The sequence below is a fragment of the Pseudomonas syringae group sp. J254-4 genome, assembly GCF_032586855.1.
Classification (GTDB): domain Bacteria; phylum Pseudomonadota; class Gammaproteobacteria; order Pseudomonadales; family Pseudomonadaceae; genus Aquipseudomonas; species Aquipseudomonas amygdali.
On record NZ_JAWHOO010000005.1, the window covers coordinates 120,877 to 141,887 of the forward strand.

At 56.0% G+C, this 21,011-nt stretch carries 20 protein-coding genes; 16 read left to right on the forward strand and 4 right to left on the reverse strand.

Going from position 1 to position 21,011, the window contains the following annotated elements; genetic code table 11:
- Positions 1-55 precede the first annotated feature (55 nt).
- The 4 genes from gyrB to dnaA are packed head-to-tail and all read right to left on the reverse strand — an operon-like array spanning position 56 to position 6,281.
- Complete coding sequence (gene gyrB, locus RYB09_RS08685; protein ID WP_044318840.1) at positions 56-2,473, reverse strand: DNA topoisomerase (ATP-hydrolyzing) subunit B; 2,418 nt, start codon at positions 2,471-2,473, stop codon at positions 56-58.
- Between the two features lie 4 nt (positions 2,474-2,477).
- Positions 2,478-3,581, reverse strand: coding sequence for a DNA replication/repair protein RecF (recF, locus tag RYB09_RS08690; RefSeq protein WP_058402481.1), 1,104 nt, complete (start codon positions 3,579-3,581; stop codon positions 2,478-2,480).
- Positions 3,582-3,603: 22 nt separating this feature from the next.
- Positions 3,604-4,707: a DNA polymerase III subunit beta gene (gene dnaN / locus RYB09_RS08695; RefSeq protein ID WP_054070950.1), complete on the reverse strand. Its 1,104-nt coding sequence runs from the start codon at positions 4,705-4,707 to the stop codon at positions 3,604-3,606.
- A gap of 38 nt (positions 4,708-4,745) precedes the next feature.
- A complete protein-coding gene (dnaA, locus tag RYB09_RS08700; RefSeq protein ID WP_005744955.1) occupies positions 4,746-6,281 on the reverse strand; it encodes a chromosomal replication initiator protein DnaA in 1,536 nt (511 codons plus the stop codon).
- Positions 6,282-6,864: 583 nt separating this feature from the next.
- Between dnaA and rpmH the strand changes: the two genes are divergently transcribed.
- From rpmH to atpG, 16 genes are all read left to right on the forward strand, one after another.
- Positions 6,865-6,999 (forward strand): 50S ribosomal protein L34, encoded by a 135-nt coding sequence (gene rpmH / locus RYB09_RS08705; RefSeq protein ID WP_002551315.1) that lies wholly within the window; start codon positions 6,865-6,867, stop codon positions 6,997-6,999.
- A gap of 16 nt (positions 7,000-7,015) precedes the next feature.
- Complete coding sequence (gene rnpA, locus RYB09_RS08710) at positions 7,016-7,417, forward strand: ribonuclease P protein component (RefSeq protein ID WP_316888057.1); 402 nt, start codon at positions 7,016-7,018, stop codon at positions 7,415-7,417.
- Positions 7,410-7,655 (forward strand): membrane protein insertion efficiency factor YidD, encoded by a 246-nt coding sequence (gene yidD / locus RYB09_RS08715; RefSeq protein WP_002551313.1) that lies wholly within the window; start codon positions 7,410-7,412, stop codon positions 7,653-7,655. The genes rnpA and yidD overlap by 8 nt, the downstream gene beginning before the upstream one ends.
- Positions 7,656-7,657: 2 nt before the next feature.
- Positions 7,658-9,349 carry a membrane protein insertase YidC gene (gene yidC / locus RYB09_RS08720; RefSeq protein WP_122280134.1) on the forward strand — a complete coding sequence of 564 codons (1,692 nt, stop codon included), beginning with the start codon at positions 7,658-7,660 and terminating at the stop codon, positions 9,347-9,349.
- Positions 9,350-9,427: 78 nt separating this feature from the next.
- Positions 9,428-10,798: a tRNA uridine-5-carboxymethylaminomethyl(34) synthesis GTPase MnmE gene (mnmE, locus tag RYB09_RS08725; RefSeq protein WP_122280135.1), complete on the forward strand. Its 1,371-nt coding sequence runs from the start codon at positions 9,428-9,430 to the stop codon at positions 10,796-10,798.
- A 576-nt stretch (positions 10,799-11,374) separates the two neighbouring features.
- Positions 11,375-13,267 carry a tRNA uridine-5-carboxymethylaminomethyl(34) synthesis enzyme MnmG gene (gene mnmG, locus RYB09_RS08730; RefSeq protein ID WP_122280166.1) on the forward strand — a complete coding sequence of 631 codons (1,893 nt, stop codon included), beginning with the start codon at positions 11,375-11,377 and terminating at the stop codon, positions 13,265-13,267.
- A complete protein-coding gene (gene rsmG / locus RYB09_RS08735; RefSeq protein ID WP_057401324.1) occupies positions 13,264-13,908 on the forward strand; it encodes a 16S rRNA (guanine(527)-N(7))-methyltransferase RsmG in 645 nt (214 codons plus the stop codon). The genes mnmG and rsmG overlap by 4 nt, the downstream gene beginning before the upstream one ends.
- Positions 13,909-13,926: 18 nt before the next feature.
- Positions 13,927-14,718 (forward strand): ParA family protein, encoded by a 792-nt coding sequence (locus RYB09_RS08740; protein ID WP_002555991.1) that lies wholly within the window; start codon positions 13,927-13,929, stop codon positions 14,716-14,718.
- 9 nt (positions 14,719-14,727) lie between these two features.
- Positions 14,728-15,600: a ParB/RepB/Spo0J family partition protein gene (locus RYB09_RS08745; protein WP_002555990.1), complete on the forward strand. Its 873-nt coding sequence runs from the start codon at positions 14,728-14,730 to the stop codon at positions 15,598-15,600.
- A gap of 146 nt (positions 15,601-15,746) precedes the next feature.
- Entirely contained in the window at positions 15,747-16,154 is a 408-nt protein-coding gene (locus RYB09_RS08750; protein ID WP_002555989.1) for a F0F1 ATP synthase subunit I, read from the forward strand.
- A gap of 16 nt (positions 16,155-16,170) precedes the next feature.
- On the forward strand, positions 16,171-17,040 hold the full coding sequence (atpB, locus tag RYB09_RS08755) for a F0F1 ATP synthase subunit A (protein ID WP_002555988.1): 870 nt from the start codon (positions 16,171-16,173) through the stop codon (positions 17,038-17,040).
- 138 nt (positions 17,041-17,178) lie between these two features.
- Positions 17,179-17,436, forward strand: a complete 258-nt coding sequence (gene atpE / locus RYB09_RS08760; protein WP_002555987.1) for a F0F1 ATP synthase subunit C — start codon at positions 17,179-17,181, stop codon at positions 17,434-17,436.
- Between the two features lie 57 nt (positions 17,437-17,493).
- The gene (locus RYB09_RS08765; RefSeq protein WP_002555986.1) at positions 17,494-17,964 is read left to right on the forward strand and encodes a F0F1 ATP synthase subunit B; all 471 of its coding nucleotides are present in this window, start codon (positions 17,494-17,496) and stop codon (positions 17,962-17,964) included.
- Between the two features lie 12 nt (positions 17,965-17,976).
- Positions 17,977-18,513: a F0F1 ATP synthase subunit delta gene (locus RYB09_RS08770; RefSeq protein ID WP_003315956.1), complete on the forward strand. Its 537-nt coding sequence runs from the start codon at positions 17,977-17,979 to the stop codon at positions 18,511-18,513.
- 21 nt (positions 18,514-18,534) lie between these two features.
- Positions 18,535-20,079 carry a F0F1 ATP synthase subunit alpha gene (gene atpA, locus RYB09_RS08775; protein ID WP_002555984.1) on the forward strand — a complete coding sequence of 515 codons (1,545 nt, stop codon included), beginning with the start codon at positions 18,535-18,537 and terminating at the stop codon, positions 20,077-20,079.
- 50 nt (positions 20,080-20,129) lie between these two features.
- Positions 20,130-20,990: a F0F1 ATP synthase subunit gamma gene (gene atpG / locus RYB09_RS08780; protein ID WP_003367855.1), complete on the forward strand. Its 861-nt coding sequence runs from the start codon at positions 20,130-20,132 to the stop codon at positions 20,988-20,990.
- Positions 20,991-21,011 lie beyond the last annotated feature (21 nt).

A 21,011-nucleotide genomic window follows, 5' to 3' on the forward strand; every position in this document is an offset into this window, starting at 1 on the left:
GTCGAAATCACCATTGCGGGATAACGGCTAGCTTTTCTGTGAAGCTACAACTGAATCAGAAGTCCAGGTTGGACACTGCCAGCGCATTGCTCTCGATAAAGTCACGGCGTGGTTCGACCGCATCACCCATAAGGGTGTTGAAGATCTGGTCAGCGCCAATGGCGTCTTCGATGGTCACTTTCAGCATGCGACGCACACTCGGGTCCATGGTGGTTTCCCACAGTTGGTCCGGGTTCATCTCACCAAGACCCTTGTAGCGCTGGATGGTGTGGCGCTTGGTGCTTTCGGCCATCAACCAGGCGAGGGCTTCCTTGAACTCGGTGACGGGCTTCTTGCGCTCGCCACGTTGCACGTAGGCACCTTCTTCCAGAAGCGTGCTGATCTGCAGTCCCAGAGCGGTAACGGTCTTGTAGTCATTGCTGCCGAAGAAGTCACGGTTGAAGGTGACATAGTTCGACAGACCATGGGAGATCAGTTCGACCTCTGGCAGCCAGACGTTACGTTCACGGTCTTCACGCAGGCTGGCCTTGTAGACCAGACCTGACTTCTCACCGGTACGCAGACGCGCGTCGAACAGTGCCAGCCAGGCCTGCATGCCCTCGTGGTCGGACAGTTGTTCCAGCGTGATCGGCGGCAGGTAGACGAAGTGTTCGGTCAGTTCCTGTGGATAAAGACGCGACAGACGCTTGAGGGTCTTCATGACCATGCGGAAGTCGTTGACCAGTTTCTCCAGCGCAGTACCAGAGATGCCCGGTGCCGATTCGCTGAGGTGCAAGCTGGCGTCTTCAAGGGCCGATTGGGTCATGTATTCTTCCATGGCCTCGTCGTCCTTGATGTACTGCTCCTGCTTGCCTTTCTTGACCTTGTACAGCGGCGGCTGAGCGATGTAGATGTAGCCACGCTCGATCAGCTCTGGCAGCTGACGGAAGAAGAAGGTCAGCAGCAGGGTACGGATGTGCGAGCCGTCGACGTCCGCATCGGTCATGATGATGATGTTGTGATACCGCAACTTGTCGATGTTGTACTCTTCACGACCGATGCCACAGCCCAGCGCGGTGATCAAAGTGCCCACTTCCTGAGAAGAGATCATTTTGTCGAAACGCGCTTTTTCAACGTTCAGGATCTTGCCCTTGAGTGGCAGGATCGCCTGGGTTCTACGGTTACGCCCCTGCTTGGCTGATCCGCCAGCAGAGTCCCCTTCCACCAGGTACAGTTCGGAGAGGGCAGGGTCCTTCTCTTGGCAGTCGGCAAGCTTGCCCGGCAAGCCAGCGATATCCAGCGCACCTTTGCGGCGAGTCATCTCGCGAGCCTTGCGCGCTGCTTCGCGGGCACGGGCTGCGTCGATCATCTTGCCAACGACGGCTTTGGCTTCGTTCGGGTTTTCCAGCAGGAAGTCGGAGAAGTACTTGCCCATCTCCTGTTCCACGGCAGTTTTGACTTCAGAAGAAACCAGTTTGTCTTTAGTCTGCGAGCTGAATTTCGGGTCAGGTACTTTGACCGAAATGATCGCAGTCAAACCTTCACGCGCATCGTCGCCGGTAGTCGCGACCTTGTGCTTCTTGGCCAGACCTTCCTGCTCGATGTAGTTGTTCAGGTTACGCGTCAACGCGGAACGGAAGCCCACCAGGTGAGTACCGCCATCACGCTGCGGAATGTTGTTGGTGAAGCACAGCAGGTTCTCGTTGAAGCTGTCGTTCCACTGCAGCGCAATCTCGACACCAATGCCGTCGTCGCGTTGAATATTGAAGTGGAACACCTGATTGACCGGCGTCTTGTTGGTGTTCAGGTATTCAACGAATGCACGCAGACCACCTTCATATTTGAACAGCTCTTCCTTACCGCTACGTTCGTCCTTGAGGACAATGCCGACACCGGAGTTAAGGAAGGACAGTTCGCGAATCCGCTTGGCCAGGATGTCCCAGCTGAAGTGGATATTCTTGAACGTTTCAGCGGAAGGCTTGAAGTGGATCTGGGTGCCCGTGGTGTCACTTTCACCGACGATTTTCATCGGTTCCTGTGGAACACCATGCACGTAAGTCTGCTCCCAGATCTTGCCGCTGCGACGAACCGTCAGCAACAGAATTTCTGAAAGGGCGTTAACAACCGACACACCTACACCGTGCAAACCGCCGGATACCTTGTAGGAGTTGTCATCGAACTTGCCGCCAGCGTGGAGCACGGTCATGATGACCTCGGCTGCCGACACGCCTTCTTCTTTATGCACGTCTACCGGAATACCGCGGCCGTTGTCGCGCACGGTGATAGATTCGTCTGGGTGGATGATGATGCTGATGTCGTCGCAATGGCCTGCCAATGCTTCGTCGATCGAGTTATCAACCACCTCGAACACCATGTGGTGCAGACCGCTGCCATCGTCTGTATCACCGATGTACATTCCGGGACGCTTGCGTACGGCATCAAGTCCTTTCAGCACCTTAATGCTGGACGAGTCGTACGTTTGGTTTTCGCTCATGCAATCACTCCCGATGGTCGTGGGTCTGGGTGATACGGCCTTGTTCCACGTGGAACAAAGCGACTGGCGTTTCCGTCTGCCAGCCTTCCCTCAAAAATTCTTGATCTACACAGGTGATAAACACCTGGCAGCGTAATTCTTCCAGCAAGCGGCAAAGCGCGCGTCGATGGTTGTCATCCAGTTCGGAGGGCAAGTCATCTACCAGGTAAATACACTGGCCGCGACGGACCTGGCTAACCAGGTGTCCCTGAGCAATACGCAATGCGCAGACCACCAGCTTTTGCTGACCGCGAGACAATATGTCCGCCGCGTTATGAGCGCCTAATCTAAGGCGCAGGTCAGCTCGTTGTGGTCCGGCCTGGGTGTGGCCCATTTGCTGATCACGATGCAGGGAAGAGGCGAGCACTGTACTCAGCTCTTTTTCCTTGTCCCATCCTCGGTAGTAGCTCAGGGTCAAACCTTCAAGCTCAACAAGTTCGCTCAAAGTCTGTTCAAAGACGGGCTTCAATGCCTTGATATAGGCGCGACGGAATTCATCTATTTCGTCACTTGCCGAGCATAGCTCTCGGTCCCATGCCGCCTGTGAAGCGGCGTCAAGTGTACCATGCCGAAGCCACGAGTTTCGCTGCTTGAGGGCCTTCTGCAGGCGCTGCCAAGTAGCCATGAAACGAGGTTCCACGTGGAACACTCCCCAATCCAGAAACTGCCTGCGTATCTTCGGAGCGCCTTCCAGCAATCGGAAGCTGTCCGGATTGATCAACTGCAGTGGCAATATTTCAGCAAGCTGAGCGGCACTTTTCGCATTTTGCCCGTCAATACGAATCTGGAATTCGCCTTGTCGGTCGCGCGAAACACCGAGATTGCTGTGACCACCTTGCGCGAGATCGACTTGTCCGAATACGGTGCAAGAGGGCTGCTCGTACTGGATGACAGGAAGCAGGCGACTGCTACGAAACGAACGCGCGATCCCCAGCAGGTGGATGGCTTCCAGAACACTGGTTTTACCACTGCCGTTTGCGCCGTAGAGGATATTGATACGCGGGGAGGGGGAGAGGGTCACCGGGTGCAGATTGCGCACCCCGGTGACCGAGACGCGACTAAGAGACATCTAGGTTGCGCTGGACATGAAGTTACAGACGCATCGGCATGACAACGTAGGCGGAATCGTCGTTATCGGACTCTTGCACCAGGGCGCTGCTATTGGAATCCGACAGAATCAGGCGCACCTGCTCGGTCGTCATCACGCCCAACACGTCGAGCAGATAGCTCACGTTAAAACCTATTTCCAGCGAATCGCCGTTGTACTCTACGCCGATTTCTTCCTCTGCCTCTTCCTGCTCAGGGTTGTTGGCCTGAATTTTCAATTGACCACTGGCCAGTTGCAGGCGGATACCGCGGTACTTCTCGTTGGACAGAATAGCGGTGCGACTGAACGCTTCGCGCAATGCCTGACGATCGCCCAGCACCAGCTTGTCGCCACCTTTAGGCAGCACGCGCTCGTAATCCGGGAATTTGCCATCGACCAGTTTGGAAGTGAAGGTGAACTCGCCGGTAGTCGCCCGGATGTGATGCTGACCCAGAACGATGCTGACCATACCGTCCTGCTCGGTCAGCAGACGGGCCATTTCGAGAATACCTTTGCGCGGGACGATCACCTGATGACGATCGGCATGTTCGATATCGGCAGACATCGAGCACATCGCCAGACGGTGACCGTCAGTGGCGACCGCCCGCAAAATACCCGCACTGACTTCAAGCAGCATGCCATTGAGGTAGTAGCGAACATCCTGCTGAGCCATCGCAAAGCTGGTGCGCTCAATCAGGCGGCGCAACTTGCTCTGCACCAGATTGAAGGTCAGCGAGCCCGGGCCTTCTTCCACTGTCGGGAAATCATTGGCAGGCAATGTGGACAGAGTGAAACGGCTACGACCTGCCTTGACGATCAGCTTGGAGTCATCGAGCTTGATGTCGATCAGCGCGTCATTGGACAGGCTTTTGCAAATGTCCATGAGCTTACGCGCAGGAACCGTGATTTCTCCAGGTTCTGCGGGCTCTTCCAGCTGGACGCGGCCAACCAGTTCGACTTCCAGATCCGTACCGGTCAGCGACAGTTGCTGACCTTCGACGACCAGAAGCACATTGGAAAGAACCGGCAAGGTCTGGCGGCGTTCTACCACGCCGGCGACCAATTGCAGGGGTTTCAACAGGGCTTCGCGTTGAATGGTGAAATGCATGGTCTAGTCCCTTGCCTTAATAAGCTGCACTGGCGTTATCACGTAGTCAGAGTGCGCAGCAGGTTCTTGTAGTCCTCGCGGATATCCGCATCGGATTCCTTGAGCTCGTTGATCTTTCTGCAGGCGTGCAAGACAGTCGTATGGTCCCGACCACCAAATACGTCACCGATTTCCGGAAGACTGTGGTTGGTGAGTTCCTTGGAAAGCGCCATCGCCACCTGGCGAGGCCGGGCAACAGAACGGGACCGACGCTTGGACAGCAGATCGGAGATCTTGATCTTGTAGTACTCGGCGACAGTACGCTGAATGTTATCCACACTCACCAGCTTGTCCTGCAACGCCAGCAAATCTTTCAGCGATTCGCGAATCAGTTCGATGGTGATGTCGCGCCCCATGAAGTGCGAGTGAGCGATGACGCGCTTGAGCGCGCCCTCCAGCTCTCGAACGTTGGAGCGAATCCGCTGGGCAATGAAGAACGCCGCGTCATGAGGCAGATCGACCTTGGCCTGATCCGCTTTCTTCATGAGGATAGCCACGCGGGTTTCCAGCTCCGGAGGCTCGACAGCAACCGTCAGACCCCAACCGAAACGCGACTTGAGCCGTTCTTCAAGGCCTTCGATTTCTTTCGGATAGCGGTCACTGGTCAGAATGACCTGTTGCCCACCTTCCAGCAGCGCGTTGAACGTGTGGAAAAACTCTTCCTGCGACCGTTCCTTGCGAGCAAAAAATTGAATGTCATCGATCAGCAGTGCATCGACTGAGCGGTAAAAGCGCTTGAACTCGTTGATTGCATTGAGCTGCAAAGCCTTGACCATGTCTGCGACGAAGCGCTCCGAATGCAGGTACACGACCTTGGCGTTCGGGTTCTTCTTCAACAGGTGGTTACCCACAGCATGCATCAAGTGAGTTTTACCGAGACCTACGCCACCGTAAAGGAACAGCGGGTTGTAACCGTGCTTGGGGTTATCGGCAACCTGCCAGGCTGCAGCACGTGCCAGCTGGTTGGATTTACCCTCGACAAAATTCTCGAACGTGAACGTGCGGTTCAGGTAACTGGTGTGCTTGAGCGCGCCTTCGACCTGCACGGTACGTTGCTCCGCACGAGCGGGTGCCTGCTGCGAGCTGGCACCAGCCATTGGGTCGAAGCTGTCGCGTGAAGGCTCATCGTGTGCTGCAACGTTCTGAACCGGTGCAGGCACCGCGACAGGAGCAGCCGGAGCAGCCATGGCGGGTGCAGACGACGAGACGCTGCTGACCGAATTGGCAGACAGCGCCTGGGACGCCGCGGCGGCCAATGGCGCATTCGGAGCGGCACGTGGTGCAGAGCTGCGCTTGCTTCCTATTAATAAGGAAAGGGCAGGCGCCATGCCTTGACCATGCTCGCCAAGAAGCTCCAGCAAACGGCCGAGGTATTTTTCGTTGACCCAATCGAGAACAAAACGATTCGGTGCGTACACACGCAACTCGTCGCCTTCGGCTTCGACCTGTAGCGGACGGATCCAAGTGTTGAATTGCTGGGCAGGCAGCTCATCGCGCAAAAGCTCCACGCACTGCTGCCAAAGTTCCACTGACACGGATATCCCCTGAGTTGAAAGCCGGTGAGGCAAAAACAGCCGCCATTGTAACGATCCGCAGACGACTTATCCACATGTAGGTTGCTCACAGGCAGCTATAAATCAACGATTTATGCAGTGGTCACACGACAAACGGTCAAATCGTAAGCTCTGTGGATAACCCCTCTTCAGCCCATTGCATAAGTCAGGGCTAAACTCTGTGCATAACTCGCCTGTGGATAAAACCGCATTCCATGCACAGCTTTTCCGACCGTGTGGCACAGGCAAAGCACCGCTTCTGGACAACCTTTCTTTTCGCTGTACACATTGAATTACAAGGGCTGTAGGATTTTATCCACAGAAAGCGTCTACGTAAGAGTTATAAGCTTTATAAAGAAGCTTTAAATACTCTCTTCTTTTTATTTCTATAACTGACCAGAGCCTGAGTGCTCCCAAACGGGTTCCAGAGGAAAATTGCCTATAAAAGACGCGTATGAAGAAAAGCTGGTTGGAAATTGACCTGCGGGCCTCCTTTCTCTAGAATCCCCGGTCTCTTAAAACGGGGGCCATTCCGGCCCGTAGTGGACGAACCAGGTAACACGCCATGAAACGTACTTTCCAACCCAGCACTATCAAGCGCGCCCGCACCCACGGTTTCCGTGCACGTATGGCCACCAAAAACGGCCGCGCAGTCCTTTCGCGTCGTCGTGCCAAAGGCCGTAAGCGTCTGGCAGTTTGATAAATCGGCACAGGAGGTGAGTCGAGACTTCAGTCGGGAAAAGCGTTTGCTGACTCCCCGGCATTTCAAGGCAGTCTTTGACTCCCCTACCGGCAAGGTTCCGGGGAAAAATCTCCTGCTCCTTGCGCGCAACAACAACCTTGATCATCCCCGTCTGGGGCTGGTGATAGGTAAAAAGAGCGTGAAGCTCTCCGTCGAGCGCAATCGCTTGAAACGCCTGATGCGCGAATCATTTCGCCAACACCAAGACAGTTTGGTCGGTTGGGATATCGTTATCGTCGCGCGTAAAGGTTTGGGTGACGTAGAAAACCCTGAACTGATTCAGCATTTCGGCAAGCTCTGGAAACGTCTGGCGCGTAGCCGACCCATTCCGGAAGAAAAATCCGAACCTGCAGGGGTAGACAGTCCAGATGCGTAAACTGGCACTCGTTCCGATCCAGTTTTATCGCTATGCCATTAGCCCGCTGATGGCCAGTCACTGTCGTTTCTACCCCAGTTGCTCCTGCTACGCGTATGAAGCCATCGAAAATCATGGCCTTTTGCGCGGTGGCTGGCTGTCAATTCGTCGCCTGGGTCGCTGTCACCCATGGAATCCCGGTGGTTATGACCCGGTTCCAGCTGTCCCCACCTCCCGTTCTTCTTCGATGGCCGAGTAATCATGGATATTAAACGCACGATCCTGATCGTCGCCCTGGCAATCGTGACCTACGTCGGGGTTCTGAAATGGAACCAAGACTATGGCCAGGCTGCCATGCCGACCCAGAATGTTGCAGCCAGCACCACCGCACCGGGTATTCCGGACACGGCCGCTGGTACTAATGGTTCTGCAAGTGCCGATGTTCCAAGCGCAAGCGCTACGGCCAATACGGCTGCAGCACCTCTTGAAACTCCGGCCGTAGCCAGCAAAGACCTTATCCACGTCAAGACCGATGTGCTCGATCTGGCGATCGATCCGGTGGGTGGCGACGTCGTTCAGCTTCGTTTGCCTCTGTACCCGCGTCGTCAGGATCGTCCTGATGTTCCGTTTCAGTTGTTCGACAACGGCGGCGAGCGTACTTTTCTGGCACAAAGCGGCCTGACCGGGACCAATGGTCCTGATGCACGCGCTGCCGGTCGTCCGGTTTACACCTCCACACAAAAGACTTATCAACTGGCTGACGGCCAGGATTCGATGGTCGTGGATCTGAAATTCTCGGAAAGCGGCGTCAACTACATCAAGCGCTTCACCTTCAAGCGCGGTCTGTACGATCTGGTCATGACCTACGTTGTGGATAACCAGAGCGCACAACCCTGGTCCGGTAATCTGTTCGCGCAATTAAAGCGCGATGCCAGCTCTGACCCTTCTTCGACGACTGCTACCGGCACGGCTACCTACCTGGGCGCTGCCCTGTGGACTGCGGCCGAGCCGTACAAGAAAGTGTCGATGAAAGATATCGACAAGGGCCAGGTCAAGGAAACTGTTCAGGGCGGTTGGGTTGCATGGCTGCAGCACTACTTCGTGACTGCGTGGATTCCGGATCACAACGCCACCAACGCTGTTCAGACCCGTAAAGACAGCCAGGGCAACTACATCATCGGCTTCACCAGCCCGACTCTGTCGGTTGCACCCGGTGCACAAGGTGAAACCAGCGCTACCCTGTATGCAGGTCCGAAAAGCCAGGCGGTACTCAAAGAGTTATCCCCAGGTCTGGAGCTGACCGTCGATTATGGTTTCCTGTGGTTCATTGCCCAGCCTATCTTCTGGCTGCTGCAACATATCCACGCCATCCTCGGCAACTGGGGCTGGTCGATCATTGTCCTGACCATGCTGATCAAAGGCCTGTTCTTCCCGTTGTCCGCAGCAAGCTACAAGTCGATGGCACGCATGCGCGCCGTGGCTCCGAAGCTTGCACTGCTGAAGGAACAACATGGCGATGATCGCCAGAAAATGTCCCAGGCAATGATGGAGCTGTACAAGAAAGAAAAGATCAACCCATTGGGTGGATGCTTGCCGATTCTTGTCCAGATGCCGGTTTTCCTTTCGCTGTACTGGGTACTCCTGGAAAGCGTGGAAATGCGTCAGGCACCGTGGATCCTGTGGATAACCGACCTGTCGATCAAAGACCCGTTCTTCATCCTGCCGATCATCATGGGCGCGACGATGTTCATCCAGCAGCGTCTGAACCCGACTCCGCCGGACCCGATGCAGGCCAAGGTCATGAAAATGATGCCAATCATCTTCACGTTCTTCTTCCTGTGGTTCCCTGCCGGTCTCGTTCTGTACTGGGTTGTTAACAACACCCTGTCGATCGCTCAGCAGGCTTACATCACTCGCAAGATCGAAGCAGCTACCAAGAAAGCAGCTGCCTGATCTAACCTGTGAATAAGTTCTACAAGACGCCCCCTCGTGGGGCGTTTTGCTATCCGTCATTTGTCCGGGAGCCGGAGCATGAACGTTCCTCGTGAAACCATTGCCGCCATCGCCACAGCCCAAGGGCGTGGCGGTGTCGGTATCGTTCGGGTGTCAGGTCCTTTGGCCGGCAAGGCTGCTGAAGCCATTATCGGTCGGGTGCCAAAACCACGATTTGCGCATTACGGGCGTTTTGTCGACGAAGCGGGGCAGACCCTCGATGAGGGGATCGCGCTGTATTTTCCGGGACCCAACTCGTTCACCGGCGAAGACGTACTTGAGCTTCAGGGCCACGGCGGCCCCATCGTTCTGGATATGCTGCTGCAGCGCTGCCTGCAACTGGGCAGCCGACTGGCTCGTCCGGGCGAGTTCAGTGAGCGTGCCTTTCTCAATGACAAGCTCGATCTTGCCCAGGCAGAAGCCATTGCTGACTTGATTGAGGCGAGTTCTGCACAGGCAGCGCGCAATGCACTGCGCTCATTGCAGGGCGCTTTTTCGCGGCGTGTGGATAACTTGACCGAGAAATTGATCAGCCTGCGCATCTATGTGGAAGCTGCAATCGACTTCCCCGAAGAGGAAATCGACTTCCTTGCCGATGGCCATGTCCTGAACATGCTCGATGACGTACGTGCCGAGTTATCCACAGTGCTGCGTGAAGCGGGGCAGGGTGCCTTGTTACGCGACGGGATGACCGTTGTGATTGCCGGGCGTCCCAATGCGGGCAAATCCAGCTTGCTGAATGCCTTGGCGGGCAGAGAAGCGGCCATCGTCACCGAGATTGCCGGCACTACGCGCGATGTGTTGCGTGAACATATCCACATCGATGGAATGCCGTTGCACGTCGTCGACACAGCAGGTCTGCGTGATACCCAGGATCAGGTGGAAATGATCGGCGTGCAGCGCGCACTCAAGGCCATCGGTGAAGCTGACCGGATTCTGCTGGTTGTGGATGCAACGGCACCGGAGGCAGCAGACCCGTTTGCACTGTGGCCCGAATTCCTTGAGCAACGTCCGGACCCGGCGAAAGTCACTCTGATCCGTAACAAGGCAGATTTGAGTGGAGACCCCGTCGATCTACAAACCAGCGTTGATGGCCATGTCACCATCAGCCTGAGCGCCAGGTCAGGGGGCGAGGGGCTTGAACTGCTGCGTGACCATCTCAAGGCCTGCATGGGCTACGAGCAAACCTCTGAAAGCAGCTTCAGCGCACGTCGACGCCACCTTGAGGCACTGCGCCACGCCAGTGACTCGCTGGAGCACGGCAGGGCTCAACTCACCCTGGCAGGCGCTGGAGAGCTGCTGGCCGAAGATCTGCGTCAGGCACAGCAAGCGCTTGGCGAGATTACCGGTGCATTCAGCTCAGACGATCTGCTTGGTAGAATCTTCTCCAGCTTCTGCATCGGCAAGTAAACCTTCTGGCATGGCCCGCCCTGGGTCATGCCTTCCAGCACCACAAGACGCTTCTTTTCAGCGGTAGCGTTATCCAAATACTCCGCCATTCTTCCTTTAACTTCGCCTCGACACCTGAATCTGACGAGCAGAAATGCCCGAGTGAGGGATTTTCTGTGCCTGATTTTTGCTGAAGAGCGGTTTTTTTGTGAATTAAGCCCTGTGAATAACTGCCCTTTAGCTCGGTGGGTAAGCGGGGTGCAAACCTGAAGATAAATCCCCCTGTGGACAAGTGGCTATCTTATCAACAGGCTCAGGACGGTTATCCAAACCCCTCATCCCCACATGAACACAGACTTTTTAAACTCTGTACACATTGGAAATAAAGGCCTGTAGCGATCTATCCACAGAAAGTTGGCTCAGTAAGAATAAACATAAAAACAAGGCTTTATAAACTTTCTTTCCTTTTTATTTTCTTTATCCGCGAGTTTTCCACAGCTGGTTAAATTTTGTCCAACGGGTTTCATTCAGGTGGGGTAAGTCCCTATACTTGTCAGCTATCCCAATTTCTCATCGACAACAGGCACGAGGTGCGTGGTGGATTTCCCTTCCCGTTTTGAAGTGATCGTCATCGGTGGCGGTCATGCCGGTACCGAGGCCGCACTGGCGTCGGCACGTATGGGTGTAAAAACCCTGCTGCTGACCCATAACGTGGAAACACTCGGCCAGATGAGTTGCAACCCGGCCATCGGTGGCATTGGCAAAAGTCACCTGGTCAAGGAAATCGACGCCCTCGGCGGTGCGATGGCCATGGCTACTGACAAGGGTGGTATCCAGTTCCGTGTGCTGAACAGTCGCAAAGGCCCGGCTGTACGGGCTACTCGTGCTCAAGCAGATCGCGTGCTGTACAAGGCAGCCATTCGTGAAATCCTGGAAAATCAGCCGAACCTGTGGATATTTCAGCAAGCCTGTGATGACCTGATCGTCGAACAGGATCAGGTGCGCGGTGTAGTGACCCAAATGGGTATGCGCATATTTGCCGATTCGGTGGTGTTGACCACCGGTACGTTCCTGGGTGGACTTATCCACATCGGCATGCAGAACTATTCTGGCGGACGCGCAGGCGACCCCCCATCGATCGCACTTGCTCACCGGCTACGTGAACTGCCGCTGCGCGTCGGCCGCCTGAAAACCGGAACCCCGCCACGTATTGATGGGCGTTCTGTGGATTTCTCGGTGATGACAGAACAACCAGGTGACACACCTATCCCGGTCATGTCGTTCCTGGGCAACAAGGAACAGCATCCGCCGCAGGTCAGTTGCTGGATCACGCACACCAACGCGCGGACTCACGAAATCATTGCGTCCAACCTCGATCGCTCGCCGATGTATTCGGGCGTGATCGAAGGTATTGGTCCACGTTACTGCCCGTCGATCGAAGACAAGATCCACCGGTTTGCCGACAAGCAAAGCCATCAGGTTTTCATCGAGCCGGAAGGGTTGACCACGCACGAGCTGTACCCGAACGGCATTTCCACATCGTTGCCATTCGACGTGCAACTGCAGATCGTTCAGTCGATTCGCGGCATGGAAAACGCACATATCGTTCGCCCTGGTTATGCCATCGAATACGATTATTTCGACCCGCGTGATCTGAAATACAGCCTGGAAACCAAGGTCATCGGTGGTCTGTTCTTCGCTGGCCAGATCAACGGCACGACCGGTTACGAAGAGGCCGGTGCCCAGGGTTTGCTGGCCGGGACCAATGCCGCGCTGCGCGCACAGGGTCGAGACAGCTGGTGCCCGCGTCGCGATGAAGCGTACATCGGTGTTCTGGTCGATGACCTGATCACACTCGGTACCCAAGAGCCTTACCGGATGTTTACCTCCAGGGCCGAATACCGTTTGATCCTGCGCGAAGACAACGCGGACCTGCGACTCACCGAAAAAGGCCGCGAGCTGGGTCTGGTCGACGACGCCCGCTGGGCTGCGTTCTGCACCAAGCGTGAAAGCATCGAGCTGGAAGAACAACGTTTGAAAAGTACCTGGGTGCGCCCTGGTACCGAGCAGGGCGATGCGATTGCCGAACACTTCGGCACGCCACTGACCCATGAATACAATTTGCTCAACCTGCTGACCCGTCCGGAAATCGATTACGCCAGCCTGATTTCAATCACTGGCCAGGGCTGCATCGATCCCCAGGTCGCCGAGCAGGTAGAGATCAAGACAAAATACGCCGGTTACATTGATCGCCAGCAGGACGAAATCGCCCGTCTGCGCGCCAGTGAAGACACCCGTCTGCCGGAAGACATCGATTACGCCGCGATATCCGGCCTGTCGAAAGAAATCCAGAGCAAGCTGGGGATAACTCGTCCGGAAACACTCGGACAGGCATCGCGTATACCCGGCGTCACGCCTGCAGCGATATCGTTGTTGATGATCCATTTGAAAAAACGCGGCGCGGGCCGTCAGTTGGAGCAAAGCGCTTGAGTTCTATGGTCACCCCGCAACACGCCCAAGAGTTATCCACCGGTGCCCGGGAATTGGGGATCGACCTCAGTCCGGCGCAGCACGAGCAATTGCTGGCGTATCTGGCGTTGTTGATCAAGTGGAACAAGGCCTACAACCTGACTGCGGTACGCAACCCGGACGAAATGGTATCCAGACATCTGCTCGACAGTCTCAGTGTGGTGCCCTTCATCGAAGGTGCACGCTGGATCGACGTCGGCAGCGGCGGTGGGATGCCTGGCATTCCCATGGCCATCCTGTTTCCGGAGCGCAAAGTGGCGCTGCTGGACAGCAACGGCAAGAAGACCCGGTTTCAGACACAGGTCAAACTTGAGCTGAAACTGGATAATCTTGAAGTTATCCACAGCCGTGCAGAAAATTATCAGCCTGATGCGCCGTTCGACGGGATCATTTCCCGTGCGTTCAGCAGCCTTGAAGACTTCACGGGCTGGACTCGCCATATGGGTGACGTGAATACACGTTGGCTGGCAATGAAAGGGCTGCATCCTGATGATGAGCTGGTAGCATTGCCCTCGGATTTTCACCTCGATAGCGCACAAGCCTTGACCGTTCCGGGTTGCCAAGGCCAACGCCATCTGCTGATACTGCGCCGCACGGCATGACGGGGAACACAAGCAAGAATGGCTAAGGTATTCGCGATAGCGAACCAGAAAGGTGGGGTCGGCAAGACCACCACATGCATCAACCTCGCTGCGTCGCTGGTCGCGACCAAACGCCGTGTGCTGTTGATCGATCTCGATCCCCAGGGCAATGCGACCATGGGCAGCGGTGTGGATAAACATAATCTGGAAAACTCGGTCTATGACCTGTTGATCGGCGAATGCGATCTGGGTGAGGCCATGCAGTTTTCCGAACACGGCGGGTATCAGCTGCTTCCGGCCAACCGTGATCTGACAGCGGGTGAAGTGGTTCTGCTGGAAATGCAGATGAAAGAGAGTCGTCTGCGCAATGCGCTGGCGCCGATCCGCGAAAATTACGATTACATTCTGATCGACTGCCCACCCTCATTGTCGATGCTGACCCTGAACGCACTGGTTGCGGCAGACGGTGTAATTATCCCCATGCAGTGCGAATACTTCGCGCTCGAGGGTCTCAGCGACCTTGTGGATAACATCAAGCGCATCGCTGAACTGCTCAATCCGCAGCTGAAAATCGAAGGTTTGCTGCGCACCATGTATGACCCGCGTCTGAGCCTGATCAACGATGTTTCGGCGCAGCTCAAGGAACATTTTGGCGAGCAGTTGTACGACACCGTGATCCCGAGGAACATCAGGCTGGCCGAGGCGCCGAGTTTCGGCATGCCGGTGCTGGCGTATGACAAATCGTCTCGCGGTGCGCTGGCCTATCTGGCCCTGGCAAGTGAACTGGTTCGTCGTCAACGTCGCGGCGCAAAAACCGCTCAGCCAACCTAAGGAATTCCCATGGCCGTCAAGAAACGAGGTCTCGGACGTGGGTTGGACGCACTTCTGAGCAGTCCAACCGTCAGTTCGCTGGAAGAGCAGGCCGTCAAGGCTCCGCCAAGTGAGTTGCAGCATGTGCCGCTGGACCTTATCCAGCGTGGCAAGTATCAGCCGCGCCGCGACATGGATCCTCAGGCGCTCGAAGAACTGGCGCAGTCGATCAAGTCACAGGGCGTGATGCAGCCGATCGTTATTCGACCTATCGGCGACAACCGCTTTGAAATCATCGCCGGTGAACGTCGCTGGCGTGCCAGTCAGCAGGCAGGTGTCGAGACGATTCCGGCGATGGTCCGTGATGTTCCGGACGAAACCGCGATTGCGATGGCGTTGATCGAGAACATCCAGCGCGAAGACCTCAACCCTATCGAGGAGGCCATGGCGCTGCAGCGCCTGCAGCAGGAGTTTCAGCTGACCCAGCAGCAGGTGGCGGATGCCGTCGGCAAGTCGCGTGTCAGTGTGGCCAACCTGTTGCGCCTGATTGCCTTGCCTGAAGCCATCAAGACCATGCTGTCCCACGGCGACCTGGAAATGGGGCATGCCCGTGCCTTGCTCGGTCTGAGTGAAGATCGGCAGGTCGAAGGTGCGCGACATGTTGTCGCACGGGGGCTTACCGTGCGCCAGACTGAAGCACTGGTCAGGCAATGGCTGAGCGGCAAGCCGGAGGCTGCCGAACCAGTCAAGGCCGACCCTGATATCAGCCGCCTCGAACAGCGTCTGGCCGAGCGTTTAGGCTCTGCGGTGCAGATTCGTCACGGGCAGAAGGGTAAAGGCCAATTGGTCATCCGTTACAACTCGCTGGATGAGCTGCAAGGAGTGCTCGCTCACATCCGCTGAAACAATTGCTCTGTAGCGTATAGTCGGAAATCACTACCCGACTGTTGAATAGGGGCTGAACCGCCCCTATACTCTGCGCGCATTTTGTCGGCACAAATTATGCCAAGTTATTGATTATGGCGACCGACATCAAAGGAGCAGTTGCGATGGAATCCCGCATGCCAGACCGCTTGCCGTTCTATCGCCTGGCGGTTTTTCCGCTATTGCTGGCTCAATTGATCGTGCTGCTCATGGCCGCATTGGTGCTGTGGCAGTGGCAAGGAGTCGTTGCAGGATATTCGGGACTCTGCGGAGGCCTGATAGCCTGGCTACCCAATTTATACTTTGCTCACAAGGCATTCCGGTTTTCCGGGGCCAGAGCAGCGCAAGCCATCGTGCGGTCGTTCTACGCCGGCGAGGCAGGCAAACTGATTTTCACGGCAGTGCTTTTTGCATTGACGTTCGCAGGTGTGAAGCCACTGGCACCGCTGGCGGTATTCGGTGTGTTCATGTTGATCCAGGTGGTCAACTGGTTCGCTCCCCTGCTTACGAGAACAAGACTTTCGAGACCTTAGGGCGTTTGAGGCAACCATGGCAGAGCAAACAGCTTCGGGCTATATCCAGCACCACTTGCAGAACCTTACATTCGGGCACCTGCCCAATGGCGAATGGGGCTTTGCCCACACCGCAGCAGAAGCCAAGGAAATGGGTTTCTGGGCCTTCCACGTCGATACCCTCGGCTGGTCGGTTGCGTTGGGTCTGATTTTCGTTCTGATCTTCCGCATGGCGGCCAAGAAGGCAACTTCCGGTCAGCCTGGCGCACTGCAGAACTTCGTCGAAGTGCTGGTCGATTTCGTCGACGGCAGCGTGAAAGACAGCTTCCACGGCCGCAGCGCGGTTATCGCACCACTGGCGCTGACCATTTTCGTCTGGGTTTTCCTGATGAACGCGGTCGACCTGGTACCGGTGGACTGGATTCCGCAACTGGCGATGCTGATCTCGGGCGACGAGCACATTCCGTTCCGTGCCGTTCCGACGACTGATCCGAACGCCACACTGGGCATGGCCCTGTCTGTGTTCGCACTGATCATTTTCTACAGCATCAAGGTCAAGGGCATCGGCGGTTTCATCGGCGAACTGACCCTTCACCCGTTCGGCAGCAAAAACCTGTTCGTTCAGGCGCTGTTGATCCCGGTCAACTTCCTGCTGGAATTCGTGACGCTGATCGCCAAGCCTATTTCCCTGGCTCTGCGTCTGTTCGGCAACATGTATGCTGGCGAGCTGGTCTTCATTCTGATCGCCGTAATGTTCGGCAGCGGTCTGTTGTGGCTCAGCGGTCTGGGTGTAGTGCTGCAGTGGGCGTGGGCTGTTTTCCACATCCTGATCATCACCCTGCAAGCGTTCATCTTCATGATGCTGACCATCGTCTACCTGTCGATGGCTCACGAAGATAACCATTGAGATTCGTCTCAGGACGTGTCTGATGACCGTCTCGCCATCGGCGGGACGGTGCCCGCAAGGGCTGATGTAGAAACGATTTTGTTTTACCGCTTCAATTAAAAAAACCTAACCAATACGACGTAAAAGTCGGGAGGAAAGATGGAAACTGTAGTTGGTCTAACCGCTATCGCTGTTGCACTGTTGATCGGCCTGGGCGCACTGGGTACTGCAATCGGTTTCGGCCTGTTGGGCGGCAAATTCCTGGAAGGCGCTGCGCGTCAGCCGGAAATGGTTCCAATGCTGCAAGTTAAAATGTTCATCGTTGCGGGCCTGCTCGACGCCGTGACCATGATCGGTGTTGGTATCGCTCTGTTCTTCACCTTTGCGAACCCCTTCGTTGGTCAACTCGCTGGCTGATCACTCGAATTTTCGAGTTGATTGGTGTGATGGACAACGAACGAGCGAGGTGTTGGCGTGAACATTAATGCAACCCTGATTGGCCAGTCCGTTGCGTTCTTCATTTTTGTGATTTTCTGCATGAAGTTCGTGTGGCCTCCGGTCATCGCGGCTTTGCACGAACGTCAGAAGAAGATCGCGGATGGACTGGACGCTGCTTCCCGAGCAGCTCGCGACCTGGAGCTGGCCCAAGAGAAAGCGGGTCAACAACTGCGCGAAGCTAAGGCTCAAGCAGCTGAAATCATTGAGCAAGCCAAGAAACGCGGTACTCAGATTGTCGACGAAGCCCGTGAAACGGCACGCGTTGAAGCTGACCGTGTGAAGGCCCAGGCTCAGGCCGAGATCGAGCAGGAACTGAACGGTGTCAAAGACGCCTTGCGCGCCCAGTTGGGCAGCCTGGCAGTCAATGGCGCAGAGAAGATTCTGGGTGCCACAATCGATCAAAACGCGCACGCGGAGCTGGTTAACAAACTGGCTGCTGAAATTTAAGCGAGGGCGATCATGGCAGAACTGACCACGTTGGCCCGACCTTACGCGAAGGCGGCCTTCGAGCACGCGCAGGCCCACCAGCAGCTGGCCAATTGGTCAGCCATGCTCGGCCTGGCTGCTGCGGTGTCGCAAGACGACACCATGCAGCGCATGCTCAAGGCCCCGCGACTGACGAGCGCACAAAAGGCCACCACTTTTATTGAAGTGTGTGGCGAAAAGTTCGATGCCAAGGCACAGAATTTCATTCACGTCGTTGCTGAAAACGACCGCCTCCCGCTTCTGCCGGAGATCGCCGAACTGTTCGACCTGTACAAGGCCGAGCAGGAAAAATCGGTCGATGTGGATGTCACCAGTGCTTTCGCATTGAACCAAGAACAGCAAGACAAACTCGCCAAGGTTCTCAGTGCACGGCTCGGCCGGGAAGTGCGCCTGCATGCTGCGGAGGATGCCTCTCTCATAGGGGGTGTCGTAATCCGCGCCGGCGACCTGGTTATCGATGGCTCAGTTCGTGGCAAGATCGCGAAACTAGCCGAAGCATTGAAATCTTGAGTTTGAAGGGGCAGCAGAGCAATGCAGCAACTCAATCCTTCCGAAATAAGTGAAATCATCAAGGGTCGCATCGACAAGCTCGATGTAACCTCCCAAGCCCGTAACGAAGGCACAGTCGTCAGCGTGTCTGACGGTATCGTGCGGATTCACGGTCTGGCCGACGTAATGTACGGCGAGATGATCGAGTTTCCGGGCGGCGTCTACGGTATGGCGCTGAACCTTGAGCAAGACTCCGTGGGTGCCGTTGTACTGGGCGCTTACACGACTCTGGCTGAAGGCATGAGCGCCAAGTGCACTGGCCGCATCCTCGAAGTTCCGGTTGGTAAGGAACTGCTGGGTCGCGTTGTCGATGCACTGGGTAACCCAGTTGACGGCAAAGGTCCGCTGAACAACACCGAGACCGATGCGGTCGAGAAAGTTGCTCCAGGCGTGATCTGGCGTAAGTCGGTAGACCAGCCTGTACAGACTGGCTACAAGGCTGTCGATGCCATGATTCCTGTCGGCCGTGGCCAGCGTGAGCTGATCATCGGTGACCGTCAGATCGGTAAAACCGCTCTGGCCATCGACGCAATCATCAACCAGAAGAACAGCGGCATCTTCTGCGTCTACGTAGCAATCGGTCAGAAGCAATCGACCATCGCCAACGTTGTTCGCAAGCTCGAAGAAAACGGCGCACTGGCTAACACCATCGTCGTGGCTGCAAGTGCTTCCGAATCCGCTGCGCTGCAATTCCTTGCACCGTACTCGGGTTGCACCATGGGCGAGTTCTTCCGCGACCGCGGTGAAGACGCGCTGATCGTTTATGACGATCTGTCCAAGCAAGCAGTGGCTTACCGCCAGATTTCCCTGCTGCTGCGCCGTCCACCAGGCCGTGAAGCTTACCCAGGCGACGTGTTCTATCTCCACTCCCGTCTGCTGGAGCGCGCATCGCGTGTTTCCGAAGAGTACGTAGAGAAGTTCACCAACGGCGCAGTGACCGGCAAAACCGGCTCGCTGACCGCACTGCCGATCATCGAAACCCAGGCTGGCGACGTTTCCGCGTTCGTTCCGACCAACGTGATTTCCATCACCGACGGTCAGATCTTCCTGGAATCGGCCATGTTCAACTCCGGCATCCGTCCGGCTGTGAACGCCGGTGTTTCGGTATCCCGTGTGGGTGGTGCCGCTCAGACCAAGATCATCAAGAAGCTTTCCGGTGGTATCCGTACCGCTCTGGCTCAGTACCGTGAACTGGCGGCATTCGCCCAGTTTGCTTCTGACCTGGACGAGGCGACCCGCAAGCAACTTGAGCATGGTCAGCGCGTTACCGAGCTGATGAAGCAGAAGCAATACGCACCAATGTCGATTGCTGACATGGCGCTGTCGCTGTATGCCGCTGAGCGTGGGTTCCTGACTGACGTCGAAATCGCCAAGATTGGCAGCTTTGAACAAGCGCTGATTGCTTACTTCAACCGCGATCACGCCGATTTGATGGCGAAGATCAACGTGAAGGGTGACTTCAATGACGAAATCGATTCTGGCATGAAAGCCGGCATCGAGAAGTTCAAGGCCACCCAAACCTGGTAAGCCGCAGCGGGGGCCGCAAGGCTCCCGCTTGCTAACCTGATAGGTGTTACATGGCAGGCGCAAAAGAGATTCGCAGCAAGATTGCGAGCATCAAAAGCACGCAAAAGATCACCAGCGCCATGGAAAAAGTGGCGGTCAGCAAAATGCGCAAGGCTCAAATGCGCATGGCTGCTAGCCGTCCTTACGCGGAGCGCATTCGTCAGGTGATTGGTCATCTGGCAAACGCCAACCCGGAGTACCGCCACCCGTTCATGATCGAGCGCCCTGTGAAGCGCGTGGGTTATGTCGTAGTGAGCAGTGACCGTGGTCTGTGTGGTGGATTGAATACCAACCTGTTCAAGACTCTGGTCAAGGACATGGCGGTGAACCGTGAAAACGGTGTAGAGATCGATCTGTGCGTGGTCGGCAGCAAAGGTGCGGCATTTTTCCGCAACTTCGGCGGTAACGTCGTCGCTGCGATCAGCCACCTGGGCGAAGAGCCGTCGATCAACGACTTGATCGGCAGCGTCAAGGTGATGCTGGATGCCTATCTGGATGGCCGTATTGATCGCCTGTCCGTGGTATCCAACAAGTTCATCAACACCATGACCCAGCAACCAACAGTGGAGCAATTGATTCCGCTGGTGGCAACCCCGGATCAAGGGCTCAAGCACCACTGGGACTATCTCTACGAACCCGATGCCAAAGAGCTGCTAGACGGCCTTATGGTTCGCTACGTGGAATCGCAGGTGTACCAGGCGGTGGTCGAGAACAACGCAGCTGAACAAGCAGCGCGGATGATCGCGATGAAGAACGCCACAGACAACGCCGGTGATTTGATCAGCGATTTGCAGCTGATCTACAACAAGGCGCGTCAGGCAGCGATCACCCAAGAGATCTCGGAAATCGTCGGCGGCGCTGCCGCGGTTTAACGGTTCAAATATTAGAGGAAC

What these genes read in the sequence shown, in the direction of transcription:
- yidD (WP_002551313.1), top strand. Translation starts at nt 7,410, where the DNA reads ATGCGTAAACTGGCACTCGTTCCGATCCAGTTTTATCGCTATGCCATT.
- atpE (WP_002555987.1), top strand. Translation starts at nt 17,179, where the DNA reads ATGGAAACTGTAGTTGGTCTAACCGCTATCGCTGTTGCACTGTTGATC.
- RYB09_RS08770 (WP_003315956.1), top strand. Translation starts at nt 17,977, where the DNA reads ATGGCAGAACTGACCACGTTGGCCCGACCTTACGCGAAGGCGGCCTTC.
- dnaN (WP_054070950.1), bottom strand. Translation starts at nt 4,707, where the DNA reads ATGCATTTCACCATTCAACGCGAAGCCCTGTTGAAACCCCTGCAATTG.
- mnmE (WP_122280135.1), top strand. Translation starts at nt 9,428, where the DNA reads ATGAACGTTCCTCGTGAAACCATTGCCGCCATCGCCACAGCCCAAGGG.
- rpmH (WP_002551315.1), top strand. Translation starts at nt 6,865, where the DNA reads ATGAAACGTACTTTCCAACCCAGCACTATCAAGCGCGCCCGCACCCAC.
- gyrB (WP_044318840.1), bottom strand. Translation starts at nt 2,473, where the DNA reads ATGAGCGAAAACCAAACGTACGACTCGTCCAGCATTAAGGTGCTGAAA.
- atpG (WP_003367855.1), top strand. Translation starts at nt 20,130, where the DNA reads ATGGCAGGCGCAAAAGAGATTCGCAGCAAGATTGCGAGCATCAAAAGC.
- yidC (WP_122280134.1), top strand. Translation starts at nt 7,658, where the DNA reads ATGGATATTAAACGCACGATCCTGATCGTCGCCCTGGCAATCGTGACC.
- atpB (WP_002555988.1), top strand. Translation starts at nt 16,171, where the DNA reads ATGGCAGAGCAAACAGCTTCGGGCTATATCCAGCACCACTTGCAGAAC.
- recF (WP_058402481.1), bottom strand. Translation starts at nt 3,581, where the DNA reads ATGTCTCTTAGTCGCGTCTCGGTCACCGGGGTGCGCAATCTGCACCCG.
- RYB09_RS08750 (WP_002555989.1), top strand. Translation starts at nt 15,747, where the DNA reads ATGGAATCCCGCATGCCAGACCGCTTGCCGTTCTATCGCCTGGCGGTT.
- RYB09_RS08740 (WP_002555991.1), top strand. Translation starts at nt 13,927, where the DNA reads ATGGCTAAGGTATTCGCGATAGCGAACCAGAAAGGTGGGGTCGGCAAG.
- atpA (WP_002555984.1), top strand. Translation starts at nt 18,535, where the DNA reads ATGCAGCAACTCAATCCTTCCGAAATAAGTGAAATCATCAAGGGTCGC.
- RYB09_RS08745 (WP_002555990.1), top strand. Translation starts at nt 14,728, where the DNA reads ATGGCCGTCAAGAAACGAGGTCTCGGACGTGGGTTGGACGCACTTCTG.